The organism is Flavobacterium sp. (assembly GCF_044368995.1).
Classification (GTDB): Bacteria; Bacteroidota; Bacteroidia; order Flavobacteriales; family Flavobacteriaceae; genus Flavobacterium.
Window position 1 is genome coordinate 1 of the sequence record NZ_JBIPMS010000041.1, and the last position, 12,861, is coordinate 12,861.

Consider the following 12,861-nt stretch of genomic DNA (forward strand, 5'->3'; position numbering starts at 1 on the left):
CTTCAGGTGTGTAACTAACATTATGATGGTCTTCGTATTTTCCTTTAATATTATTTAAAATCAGGATGGTTTCATCTATAGTAGTGGGTTCTACAATTACTTTTTGAAAACGTCTTTCTAAAGCGCCGTCTTTTTCAATATATTGACGGTATTCGTCTAAAGTGGTAGCACCAACACACTGAATTTCTCCTCTAGCTAAAGCAGGTTTGAACATGTTACTAGCATCAAGTGAACCTGTTGCACCTCCAGCTCCAACGATGGTGTGAATTTCATCTATAAATAAAATAATATCGTCGTTTTTTTCTAATTCATTCATTACGGCCTTCATGCGTTCTTCAAACTGGCCACGGTATTTTGTTCCGGCAACTAACGAAGCCAAATCTAAGGTTACCACTCGTTTGTTAAATAAAATACGCGATACTTTTTTCTTCACAATCATTATCGCTAAACCTTCGGCAATTGCAGATTTTCCAACTCCGGGTTCTCCAATTAAAAGCGGGTTGTTTTTCTTTCTCCGGCTTAAAATTTGCGAAACGCGTTCAATTTCTTTTTCTCGTCCAACAACGGGATCTAATTTTCCTTCTTCAGCCATCTCAGTTAAGTCTCTACCGAAATTATCTAAAACAGGTGTTTTTGATTTTTTTGTGGTTTTATTCCCACTATTACTTATTGGATTTGGTATGTCTTCTTTATAATTGTCTTCTCCAGAATCAAAATTTTCGGCTCTTGGTGTATTTTTAAAAATATCATCATTTTCGTTTGAATTCAGGCTCATGTATATATCTTTTACATTGTCATAATTAATTTTCAACTTGTTTAATAACTTAGTTGTTGGATCGTTTTCATTTTTTAACATACACAATAGTAATAAAGCAGTACTAATTGAGGTAGTATTGAAAACTTTTGCTTCTAAAAACGTATATTTTAATGCTCTTTCTGCTTGACGCGTTAAGTGTAAGTTTTTTTTATCGTTGTTAGAAATCCCATTTGGGTTTGCGGGACTTAAAATTTCTACCTTTTTTCTAAGTAAGTCAAAGTTAATATTCAAAAAGTTTAAAATATCAATAGCACTACCATTTCCATCTCTTATTATGCCCAAAATTAGGTGCTCAGTACCAATAAAATCATGGCCTAAACGCAATGCTTCTTCTTTGCTGAACTGAATTACATCTTTAACTCTTGGTGAAAAATTATCTTCCATAAAATCTTTAAACTGTTTTTAAAACCTGAGTATAATACTACAAATTTCACATGATACAATGCGTACTGCTAATTGACAAAAAAAAAACGAGAAATAAAAGAAAATTACCTATTTATTTATTAAATTTTTTCCCAATTATTGTTGATAAGTATTTTGATTTTATTGGAAATTGTTCTTTTAAAAAAGGTAAAAAATCGTATATTGGCACGTTAAAAAAAATGAGTAAAAATTAAATAAATACCTATGACTGACGGAGAAAAGTTAATACCTATTAATATTGAAGATGAAATGAAGTCAGCCTACATCGATTATTCGATGTCGGTTATTGTATCAAGAGCATTACCAGATGTAAGAGACGGTTTAAAACCAGTTCACAGAAGAGTATTATTTGGTATGTATGAATTAGGAGTTTTTTCTAATAGAGCCCATAAAAAATCCGCGAGAATTGTTGGAGAAGTTTTGGGTAAATACCACCCACACGGTGATACTTCAGTATATGACGCAATGGTTCGTATGGCGCAAGAATGGAGTTTACGTTATTTGATGGTAGATGGGCAAGGTAACTTTGGTTCGGTTGATGGAGATAGTCCTGCAGCAATGCGTTATACCGAAGCCAGAATGCGAAAAATATCTGAAGAAATGTTAGCAGATATTGACAAAGAAACCGTTGATTTCCAATTGAATTTTGATGATACTTTAGAAGAACCTAAAGTATTGCCTACAAAAGTTCCTACTTTGTTAATAAATGGTGCTTCAGGAATTGCAGTAGGTATGGCTACGAATATGGCACCACACAATTTATCAGAAGTAATTGATGGTACTTTAGCTTACATCGATAATAACGAAATTGAAATAGACGAATTAATCAAATATATAAAAGCACCTGATTTTCCTACCGGAGGTACTATTTATGGTTACGAAGGAGTAAAAGAAGCGTTTAAAACAGGTAGAGGTCGTATTGTTATTCGAGCGAAAACTATGTTTGAAGAAGTAAATGGTAAGGAATCGATTATAGTAACTGAAATTCCGTACCAAGTTAACAAAGCCGATATGATTAAGAAAACGGCTGATTTGGTTAACGATAAAAAAATTGAAGGAATTTCTACCATACGTGATGAATCGGATAGAACAGGAATGCGTATTGTATACGAATTAAGACGTGATGCTGTTCCAAACGTAGTATTAAATACGCTTTATAAATTCACGCAATTGCAATCGTCATTTAGTGTAAATAATATCGCATTGGTTAAAGGAAGACCACAAATGTTAAATCTAAAAGATTTGATTCATTATTTCGTGGAACACCGTCATGAAGTTGTAGTAAGACGTGCACAATATGATTTAAGAAAAGCAGAAGAAAGAGCGCATATTTTAGAAGGTTTAATTATTGCATCAGATAATATTGATGAGGTAATTAAAATTATTAGAGGTTCAAAAGATGGAGAAGAAGCAAGAGCTAGATTAATTGAACGGTTTAATTTATCGGAATTACAATCTCGAGCAATTGTTGAAATGAGACTACGTCAATTGACTGGTTTAGAGCAAGATAAGTTAAGAGGAGAATACGATGAAATCATGAAATTAATTACTAGCTTGAAAGAATTATTAGCTAGTAAAGAATTAAGAATGCAAGTCATTAAAGATGAGTTAGCTGAAATCAAAGAAAAATACGGAGATGCGCGTCGTTCATTAATTGAATATTCTGGAGGTGATGTAAGTATTGAAGATTTAATTGCGGATGAAAATGTGGTAGTTACTATTTCTCACGCAGGTTACATCAAACGTACTTCATTATCAGAATACAAAACTCAAAATAGAGGAGGAGTAGGTCAAAAATCTGCAGGAACTAGAGATCAAGATTTCTTAGAGCATTTATTTGTAGCTACAAATCACCAATATTTATTATTCTTTACTCAAAAAGGAAAATGTTTCTGGATGCGTGTTTACGAAATTCCTGAAGGAACTAAAGCAAGCAAAGGAAGAGCCATTCAGAATATTATAAATATTGAACCAGACGATAAAGTCGCCGCCTATATTTGTACACAAGACTTAAAAGACCAAGACTATATTAAGAGTCATAATTTAATTATGGTAACCAAAAAAGGTCAAGTGAAGAAAACGTCTTTAGAGAAGTATTCAAAACCACGTGTCAACGGTGTTGCTGCAATTACTATTAAAGAAGGCGATGAATTATTAGGTGCTAAATTAACAAATGGTGAAAGTCAAGTCTTAATTGCTGGAAAATCTGGTAAAATGGTTCGTTTTGAAGAAGCTAAAACCCGTCCAATGGGTAGAACGGCATCTGGAGTTAGAGGGATCACTTTAAAAGATGAAGCTGACGAAGTAATTGGAATCGTAACGGTTAACAAAGACGATATCAATGACACCCAAATTTTAGTTGTAACTGAAAATGGATACGGAAAACGTACCAAATTAGTTGATGACGACGGTGAAGATGTGTACAGAATTACAAATCGTGGTGGTAAAGGTGTAAAAACTTTAAATATTACTGAAAAAACAGGTTCATTAATTGCTATTAATAACGTAACGGATGATGATGATTTAATGATTATCAATAAATCAGGTTTAACCATTCGTATGATGGTTTCCGACCTTCGTGTAATGGGAAGAGCTACTCAAGGTGTACGATTAATCAATATCAAAGGAAACGATTCTATCGCAGCTGTAACTAAAGTGTTACGTGAAGATGAAGAAGTAATTGAATTAGATGAAGATGGAAATCCGATAGAGGTTTTAGAAACTGAAATTTCAGAAGAAGAAACAATAGAAAATAATGATACAGAGGTTGAACCAGACAACAACGAAGAATTGGAATAATTTTTAAGCCCAATTCGTTGGGCTTTTTTTTAAACTAAAAAAGTAACGAAATGAAAAAAATTGTATTAGGAGTTTTATTAGTAGTAGCAACAGCTACATATGCTCAAAAAGACGAATTAAAAACATTAAAAAAACTGTATGATAAAGAGCAATTGTCTGCTGATGATTTTTCTAAATACAAAGAAACCGTTTTAAAATTAGAAGCCGTTGCAACTACTGATGATGATAAAGTTGCAGCAGGTTTTTACAAAGCCATGCAACCTCTTGCAGAAATGTCAACTATGGGTGCACAACCTAATCCAATGATGATTCAGAAAATATTCACACCTGAGGCATTTACAAGTATGGTTAACGGAATGCGATCCACTTTAGATTATGAAACAAAAACAGGAAAAAAAGTTTTTTCAGCGGATATTAATGAGACCATAACTTCTTTTAAACCAATTTTTACACAAATGGCATTTATTTTTAATGGTTCAAAAAAATATAAAGAGGCATCAAGAGTTTTTTATAATATATTTCAACTTGATCCTACCGTTGTATCTAATTTAGAAAACGCAGCCATAACAGCTATGCAAGGCGAGGATTATATAAATGCAGAAAAATATTACAGAGAAATTAAAGCAGTAGGTTTTAAAGGTACTGGATTACAGAAATTTTCTACAAAACCTGAAGAAGTTGCTAAAAACATATTTGCTTTGTCTTTTTTTAATAAAAATGATGAACAAGCAAAAATTGATTTTATGGAAGCAATAAAATTAAATCCTGATGATACTCAAATTCAAATTGATCATGCCGCAATTTATTACAGAAATAATGATATCGTAACGTATCAAAAATTAATTGAAGGTATTTTAGAAAAAGATCCAAACAATGCGCAATTACAATATAATGTTGGCTTTCTATTATTAAATGATGATCCTAAAATTGTAGAAGAAATTAATACTAATTTGAAAAACATAAAAAAATATGACGAATTAAACGCTAAAAGAAAAGCTATGTTTTTAAAAGCAATACCTTATTTTGAGCGTGCCCATCAATTAGATGTTGCAAATGAAGACACAAAAAAAACTTTAAGGTTGTGTTATGAAACTATGGGCATGAAAGACAAAGCAGCTGCTGTTAAATAAAAAAATCCCCAATGAAAATTGGGGATTTTTTTATTCTTTAAAAACCATATCAATACACATTACTGCAGCAATTAACAAAGGGCGTAGTTTGCTTTCTTCCACTACATCTGTAATATTTATTACATAGTTATCGGCACTAGTAAAAAATTCTTTTCCTAAACCCGCCCATTTTTTCGACACATTTGCCAATTCTTTATTGTCTTGGTTGAATTTAAAATCCCAACCCGTCCATTTGCCTTGCAAAGTACATAAATGTTTGTCTTGGGGATCATGTATTTCAAATCTGCCGCCAAAAGAAAAGAATTTCTGTTTAAAAACACCAATTTTTCTTTCACTACCATCAAAAACATCAATATCAGAACGAAAAATAGTTACGCCTCTTTTAATTTGAATGGTTAATTCGCCAGAAGCAGTTCTAATTTCTATATCAAATGGTGTCATTCTTTTGTAATCTGTAAAACGAAATAGTTTTGTAAAAAAACCTAAATTTGGCTCTCTACAAGTTAATACTAGTTCATTATTTTCAGGATTATAAATATCAAAATTATTGGATGCTTTAAACATACCAATTAGTTCTTTTACAAGAAAAATATTTTGGTTAAAAATTGGATTCATATTTATATTATTAGTGATAATTTATAAATTTTTGATTCTAAAATTCGGTATCATTGTCTTCGCAAAATGAAAAGTTAGATTTCGTAACATAATAATTCAGGTGCGGTAACAATATATTTATATGTTCGAATTCAGCTGATAAATAATTTTACGTTTATTCAAAACTTTCAATTAACAACAAATTCCCCTTTTCGTGAGTGATAGTTATTATGCCATCTTCGGTTACATGGTTGCTGCTTCCAGTTCGGAATCCTAATTCTAAATCTTCATTTTGTAATTCGTAAAATAAATTTTCAGTACTTATTTTTTCTACTTTACCCAAAGGGATCAATGAAATTATAGCATTTTTTGGATACCATTTTTTAAATGAGTTTGGCAACAAAAAAACCTTTGAATAGTCATCAAATAAAACAACTTTTAATTCATTTCGGTACGATGCTAAAGTAGAAAAATTGTTTAAAGTATGGTCAGCTCGTTTGCCAGTTGCCCAGATTACATTTACTGCTTTATGGCCTTTTTGAATTAAAAAATCGAAAGCTTTTTCCAAATCAGTTTTGTTTTGATCTGGTGCGTGAATAATTTCAATTGGATAATGGTTTTCTTTATAAAATTGCGCATCAAAATTTCTATCAAAATCACCTAATAAAACGTCTACTTTTATGCCTAAATCAAACACGCGTTCAATAGCTGCGTCTAAAACAATTACTAGTGGCGACCATTCTAAAAGTTGTCCTAAAAGTTCATTGTTACAAGCTAAACCATTCGCAATAATTAAAGCGGGTTCTTGGTCGTCGCGAACAATATGATGTGAAGACATATTTTTAGTTTAATAGTTCTGAATTTAATTGTTTAAAAGTATACATTTAGGTTTAAAAATTAAAATAAATTATTGCACTATATAATTTTTTACGTCTACTTCTGATAATCTAAAATAACCTAGTGGATAGTTTTTATTGTTGGTTTGATTGATAATATTACCTTTTACAGTAGCTGGTGGTGTGCTAAAAGGACCATTACTTAATCCGCCAGAAATACTTATCAAAATATTCATAAAATTGAAGTACCGTTCAGAAATGCCATGCAATGTAAATTTGATATTTTGAGCAGGTGCTAAATTTTCGTCAATTAATAATGAGAACATTTGGTTTCCATTTTCAAATTCGTCATTAAAAGCGCCTAAAAGCGGAAAAGGTCTAAAGGGAACTTTGTATTCTTCTAAATAGAAATTAGATTCTGCTCCGTTATCTTGAAAATTAAATTTTAATTCAATGTCATTTCCTGTAATCCCGTTTAAATCTTGTTGTATTGAAGTGATTGCAGGAACTGGATATAATTTGTCTGTAGCAAGATACGTTTGTCCATTATGTGTTACCGTTAGGGTATATACTCCATTTAATACGGGATTAAAATTTGTGCATTTATAAATACCAGTTGCGCCATCTTCTAAGAAATTAAAAACGGTGTTATTTGAATCTGTTATTCTTACAATTGCGCCATTTGCAACTGGTACGGTATTGTTGAAATAGTCAGCAGTTGTAGTTATTTTGATAGATTGTTGATTACCAGGTGTGCCTTTTTCCCATTTAATAGATGCATCAATAACCAATTTTGGTTGACTATTATTTAAATCTACATCTACAACTTCTTCGCAACCAAATAAAGACAAACCAATTGCTAAAATGAAATATTTTATACTTTTTTTCATGATTTTAAAATTTAAAATTATAAGTAACACTTGGGACTATTCCAAAAATAGAAAGCTTTACGGCTTCATTCAATCCGCTATCTTGATTCTGCCTGAAATTTATGGAGGCAGCATTTTTTCTACCATATAAATTATAAATAGAGAAAACCCATTCACCTTTCCAATTTCGATCTTTGTTTTTAGTTGGATTTAAAGTAGCTGAAATATCTACACGATGATAAGCGGGTAAATTGTCTTGATTTCTATTTCCATATACGGGAACATTGATGCCTTGGTATTGGTACTGTGCCGTTGGAAAAGTAACTGGTTGCCCTGTTTGATAAGTGAAAATACTACCAAAACTCCATTTTTCATTTAATTTATACATTGAAGTAACGTAAATGTTGTGCGTTTTATCCCAACCTGTTTTGTACCAATTTCCATTATTAATTCCTGATTCTTTAGGGGTTCTACCAGCAGTTTGTTGCTCCGATCGCGAAAGCGTGTAAGAGATCCAACCTGAAAGTTTTCCCACGTTTTTCTTTGCCATAATTTCTAATCCATAAGCACGGGTTTTTCCAGCAAGCAATACTTGTTCAATTGCTTCGTTAGCAATTAAGTCGGCGCCATCTATATAATCTAATCTGTTTTTTACTGTTTTATAAAACGATTCTACTTCTAAAGTGTAGTCGCCATTTTTTAAATTTTTAAAATATCCAACAGCAAACTGATCTAAAATTTGAGGTTTTAAGAAATTATCACTCGGTGTCCAAATGTCTAATGGTGTTGGCGATTGGGTGTTTGAAATTAAATGTAAATACTGACTCATCCTGTTATAACTCGCTTTAACAGATTGCTTATCGTTAATCGTGTATGCTAAAGCAATCCGCGGTTCTAAATTATCAAAACTGGCAATAGTTTCGTTTTTGCCATAATATTTTGTGTCAATCGGTGTAGCTTTTTCATAAATATCCAAATCTGCATCATAAGTTACCGGTAGATTGTTTGCGTAAATGTTTATGTTTTGTTCTCCTAATCGATAAAACATACTATATCTTAATCCGTAATTAACAGAAAGTTTATCCGTTAATTTTTGCTCTGCATCGATATAAAAAGCGGGTTCAAAAGCATGTTTTTTAGCAAGCTGTTTTTCATTTATACTTGAATTTGCGTCTATTGGCTCAATTTTTCCTGGATTAAAATCGTAATAAATGGCATTAGCACCATAAAATAATTTAAAACTATCCGAAATATAATGTTTAAAGTCGTATTTGAAGTTGTAATTTTTAATACCGCTTTCCCAATTGAAACCTATAAAATCTAGCGTTAAACCGTAGTAATAATCACTGTAAATAAAAGAAGCATTTGAGAACAATTTATCGTTAAATAAATGATTCCAACGTACATTTAAAACAGAATTTCCATAGGTATTTATAAATTGTTCGTTTATGCTAAATAAATCTCTTCCAAAATAACCTGATAAAAATAAGTTGTTATTTTCGTTTAGTTTGTAGTTTATTTTGGTGTTTAAATCATAAAAATAGGCCGAATTATTATTATCAGCTAATTTTAAAAACAAATGTGCATAACTACTTCTTCCTGCCACTAAGAAAGATCCTTTGTCTTTTACAATTGGTCCTTCAGCTAATATTCTACTTGAAATTAAACCAATACCACCATTCATGCCAAATTTTTTACTATTCCCTTCTTTCTGATAAATATCTAAAACAGAAGCCACTCTACCACCAAATCTTGCAGGAATTCCACCTTTATATAGTTTTAAATCCTTAATGGCATCGGCATTAAAAACAGAGAAAAATCCAAATAAATGGGAAGAATTATATATAGTAGCTTCATCTAATAATATCAAGTTTTGGTCAGCTGCACCACCGCGGACGTTAAATCCGGATTGTCCTTCACCTGCATTTGTAACGCCTGGTAAAGTTAAAATCGATTTTATTACATCCACTTCTCCTAAAATGGCTGGCATTGATTTAATTTGAGATATACTTAACTTATTGACACTCATTTCGGGTTTGTCAATTTGTAGTTTTTTTGAGTTTCCAGCCACTATAACTTGTTCAATTTCATTTGATTTTTCTGTTAAAAATAAATCTTTTTTGGTATTTGAATCCAATGTTATTGTTTCTGAAAATTCTGAAAAACTTAAAGAATTGATTACAATTTTATAGTCGCCTTTAGGTAAAGAAATGGAATAAAACCCGTATTCATTGGTTAAAGATGTTCTTGTGGTTGTATCATTTTGAAAAGAAATTGTAACACCAATTAAAGTTTCATTAGATTTTTGATCTTTTACTATACCGCTTAACGTTACTTTATCTTGCGAAAAGGCAGATGCAAAGAGTAAAAAAAACAGGAGTGTTAAAAAGTTATTTTTTGTCATTTTATTTATTTTGAAGTTTGACGCAAATTTCGTAAAAATATTACAAAACATCTGTTAATTAGTCGTTAATAAAAAGGCGATATAAAGAAATTATATCGCCTTTAATTAGTTTGAAAACAAAAATTACGCTTTATTTATTATGGCATTTAATGTGGCACTTGGTCGCATAGCAGCGTTTAACAAACTTTCATTTGGTTGATAATAGCCACCAATTTCTTGTTTTTTACCTTGTGCTTCAATTAATTCTCTATCAATTTTTGCTTCGTTTGCTGTTAATGCTGCAGCAATAGGAATGAAGTATATTTTCAATTCATCGTTTTTATCTTGTGCAGCTAATGCCTGTGCCCAATATAGAGCAATATAAAAATGCGAACCTCTATTGTCTAATTGTCCAATTTTACGAGCTGGAGATTTGTCATTGGCTAAGAATTTTTCTGTAGCTTGGTCTAAAGTTTCAGATAAAACTAATGCTTTTTCATTGTGTAAAGTTTGACCTAAATGTTCTAAAGAAACACCTAAAGCTAAAATTTCACCTAATGAGTCCCAACGTAAGTAGCCTTCTTCAATAAATTGCTCCACGTGTTTTGGAGCGGAACCACCTGCGCCGGTTTCAAACAAGCCGCCGCCATTCATTAATGGAACTATAGAAAGCATTTTGGCTGAAGTTCCTAATTCTAAAATAGGAAACAAATCGGTTAAATAATCGCGTAATACGTTTCCAGAAACTGAAATGGTATCTTTTCCATCTCTAATTCTTTTTAATGTTTCCGACATAGCATCTTTTACATCTAAAATACGAATATCTAAACCTGTAGTATCGTAATTTTTTAAATATTTTTCTACTTTTTTGATAATTTCTCTATCGTGAGCTCTATTATTATCTAACCAAAATAAAGCTGGAGTATCAGATAAACGGGCTCTATTAACCGCTAATTTTACCCAATCTTGAATTGGTGCATCTTTGGTTTGACACATTCTGAAAATATCGCCAGCTGCTACTTTTTGAGAAAGTAATGTTGCTCCGTTTTCATTCTCTACTTTTACAATTCCAGGTGTAGATAATTGGAACGTTTTGTCGTGCGAACCATATTCTTCTGCTTTTTGAGCCATTAATCCCACATTTGGCACAGAACCCATTGTTCTAGGGTCTAAAGCTCCATATTTTTTCATATCTTCAATAACTGCAGTATAAAAACCAGCGTACGAACGATCTGGAATCATGGTAATGGTATCTTCTTCATTCCCGTTAATATTCCACATTTTTCCGCCATTTCTAGCTAAAGCTGCCATAGAAGCATCTACAATAATATCAGATGAAACATGAAAATTTGTAATTCCCTTTTCAGAATTTACCATCGCTACTTTTGGTCCGTTTACTAAAGCTGCGGCAAGGTCCTGTTTAATGGCTTCTTCTTCAGAAATTCCAGCAATTTTATTATATAAATCTTGCAAACCATTATTCGGATGAATGTCTAATGATTTGAATAAGTCAGAATATTTTGTGTAAACAGCTTCAAAATAGGTTTCAACAATAGCTCCGAAAATAATTGGATCAGAAATTTTCATCATTGTAGCTTTCAAATGAGCAGAAAGCATCACATTTTTTTCTTTTGCGTAAGCAATTGTTTTCTTTGTATATTCTTTTAAAGCTTTTAATTGCATTATTGAACTATCAATAATTTCTCCAGCTTTTAAATTTGAAAAATCTTTTAATACAGTTGTAGTACCATCATTTCCTTCAAATACAATTCTGAATTTCGAATCGTTTTCTACGGTAGTAGAAGTTTCTGTTCCATAAAAATCGCCTTCATTCATGTGTGCAACTTCTGTTTTAGAATCGGCATGCCAAATACCCATCGAATGTGGATTATGTTTGGCATAATTTTTTACAGCTTTTGGTGCGCGTCTGTCCGAATTTCCTTCTCGTAAAATAGGATTTACTGCTGAACCAAGAACTTTAGAGTATTTTGCTTTTATTTCTTTTTCAGTATCATTTTGTGGATCTTCTGGGAAATTTGGAATAGCAAAACCATGCGCTTGTAATTCTGAAATGGCTTCTTTTAATTGAGGAATGGAAGCAGACACATTAGGTAATTTTATGATATTTGCTTCTGGTGTGGTTGCTAATTGTCCTAATTCGGCTAAATTATCGGCTACTTTTTGATTGTCATTTAAATATTCTGGGAAGTTAGATAAAATTCTTCCGACTACTGAAATATCTCTAGTTTCTATTTCAATATTTGCCGTTTTTGTAAACGCTTTAATTATGGGTAAAAACGAGTAAGTAGCCAACATGGGCGCTTCATCCGTTATGGTATAAAAAATTTTTGACATGATTTATATAGTTTTTTATTTCTAAATTAAGGTTTGCAAATATAAGAAATATAGATTTATTTTAATTCGTAAGCAACAAAAAATAACAAAATTTCGAATTTGATAAATATAGCTTAAAAATTGCAGATTTTGTAATTTTTGCTACAAAAAACAAGGATAAAAAAAATCCCGATACAATCGGGATTTTTTTATGTGTACAAATAAAAAGATTAACCTCTTCTTTCTTTGATTTTTGCTTTTTTACCAGTAAGTTCTCTGAAGTAGTAAATTCTAGCTCTACGAACTTTACCTTTTTGGTTCATTTCAATTTTTTGTAAAGCTGGCATATTAACTGGGAAGATACGCTCTACACCAATTGCTCCAGACATTTTACGGATTGTAAATGTTTCAGTAGAAGAAGATCCTCTTTTTTGAATTACAACACCTTTGAAAAACTGAGTTCTTGTTTTTTCACCCTCTTTAATTTCGTAGTACACAGTAATAGTGTCTCCAGCGCTAAAGTCAGGAAAGTCTTTTTTCGATACCAATTCGTTTTGAACGAAATCAAGTAAATTTGACATAATAGTTTAATATAAATCATTTAATCTAAGCAACATCCACGTCTTTCGCCAGAGGTTGATTAAAGTGGATGCAAAAGTAATACTATTTTTCAATT

Annotated in this window: 9 protein-coding genes; 2 read left to right on the plus strand and 7 right to left on the minus strand. The window is 31.5% G+C overall.

The annotated features are described in order from the left end of the window. Positions 1-1,201, minus strand: a 1,201-nt coding sequence (locus ACIQ2I_RS04580; protein WP_396181253.1) for a Clp protease N-terminal domain-containing protein, incomplete at its 3' end; no start/stop codon positions are given. Positions 1,202-1,444: 243 nt separating this feature from the next. On the opposite strand from ACIQ2I_RS04580, the gene gyrA reads away from it, so the two are divergent. Beyond that, complete coding sequence (gene gyrA / locus ACIQ2I_RS04585) at positions 1,445-4,039, plus strand: DNA gyrase subunit A (protein ID WP_396181254.1); 2,595 nt, start codon at positions 1,445-1,447, stop codon at positions 4,037-4,039. Positions 4,040-4,089: 50 nt separating this feature from the next. Next, positions 4,090-5,169: a tetratricopeptide repeat protein gene (locus ACIQ2I_RS04590; protein WP_396181255.1), complete on the plus strand. Its 1,080-nt coding sequence runs from the start codon at positions 4,090-4,092 to the stop codon at positions 5,167-5,169. A gap of 30 nt (positions 5,170-5,199) precedes the next feature. On the opposite strand, the gene ACIQ2I_RS04595 is transcribed toward ACIQ2I_RS04590, so the two are convergent. The 6 genes from ACIQ2I_RS04595 to rplS form a co-directional block, all read right to left on the minus strand. Continuing rightward, entirely contained in the window at positions 5,200-5,784 is a 585-nt protein-coding gene (locus tag ACIQ2I_RS04595; RefSeq protein WP_396181256.1) for a phospholipid scramblase-related protein, read from the minus strand. 154 nt (positions 5,785-5,938) lie between these two features. Next, entirely contained in the window at positions 5,939-6,601 is a 663-nt protein-coding gene (locus ACIQ2I_RS04600; RefSeq protein ID WP_396181257.1) for a thiamine diphosphokinase, read from the minus strand. A 69-nt stretch (positions 6,602-6,670) separates the two neighbouring features. After that, positions 6,671-7,489 carry a DUF4249 domain-containing protein gene (locus ACIQ2I_RS04605; RefSeq protein WP_396181258.1) on the minus strand — a complete coding sequence of 273 codons (819 nt, stop codon included), beginning with the start codon at positions 7,487-7,489 and terminating at the stop codon, positions 6,671-6,673. Positions 7,490-7,493: 4 nt separating this feature from the next. Continuing rightward, positions 7,494-9,872 carry a carboxypeptidase-like regulatory domain-containing protein gene (locus ACIQ2I_RS04610; RefSeq protein ID WP_396181259.1) on the minus strand — a complete coding sequence of 793 codons (2,379 nt, stop codon included), beginning with the start codon at positions 9,870-9,872 and terminating at the stop codon, positions 7,494-7,496. Positions 9,873-9,995: 123 nt separating this feature from the next. Next, positions 9,996-12,206, minus strand: coding sequence for an NADP-dependent isocitrate dehydrogenase (locus tag ACIQ2I_RS04615; RefSeq protein WP_396181260.1), 2,211 nt, complete (start codon positions 12,204-12,206; stop codon positions 9,996-9,998). 209 nt (positions 12,207-12,415) lie between these two features. After that, a complete protein-coding gene (gene rplS / locus ACIQ2I_RS04620) occupies positions 12,416-12,766 on the minus strand; it encodes a 50S ribosomal protein L19 (protein WP_396181261.1) in 351 nt (116 codons plus the stop codon). Between the last annotated feature and the right edge of the window lie 95 nt (positions 12,767-12,861).

What these genes read in the sequence shown, in the direction of transcription:
- gyrA (WP_396181254.1), top strand. Translation starts at nt 1,445, where the DNA reads ATGACTGACGGAGAAAAGTTAATACCTATTAATATTGAAGATGAAATG.
- ACIQ2I_RS04590 (WP_396181255.1), top strand. Translation starts at nt 4,090, where the DNA reads ATGAAAAAAATTGTATTAGGAGTTTTATTAGTAGTAGCAACAGCTACA.
- ACIQ2I_RS04595 (WP_396181256.1), bottom strand. Translation starts at nt 5,784, where the DNA reads ATGAATCCAATTTTTAACCAAAATATTTTTCTTGTAAAAGAACTAATT.
- ACIQ2I_RS04600 (WP_396181257.1), bottom strand. Translation starts at nt 6,601, where the DNA reads ATGTCTTCACATCATATTGTTCGCGACGACCAAGAACCCGCTTTAATT.
- ACIQ2I_RS04605 (WP_396181258.1), bottom strand. Translation starts at nt 7,489, where the DNA reads ATGAAAAAAAGTATAAAATATTTCATTTTAGCAATTGGTTTGTCTTTA.
- ACIQ2I_RS04610 (WP_396181259.1), bottom strand. Translation starts at nt 9,872, where the DNA reads ATGACAAAAAATAACTTTTTAACACTCCTGTTTTTTTTACTCTTTGCA.
- ACIQ2I_RS04615 (WP_396181260.1), bottom strand. Translation starts at nt 12,206, where the DNA reads ATGTCAAAAATTTTTTATACCATAACGGATGAAGCGCCCATGTTGGCT.
- rplS (WP_396181261.1), bottom strand. Translation starts at nt 12,766, where the DNA reads ATGTCAAATTTACTTGATTTCGTTCAAAACGAATTGGTATCGAAAAAA.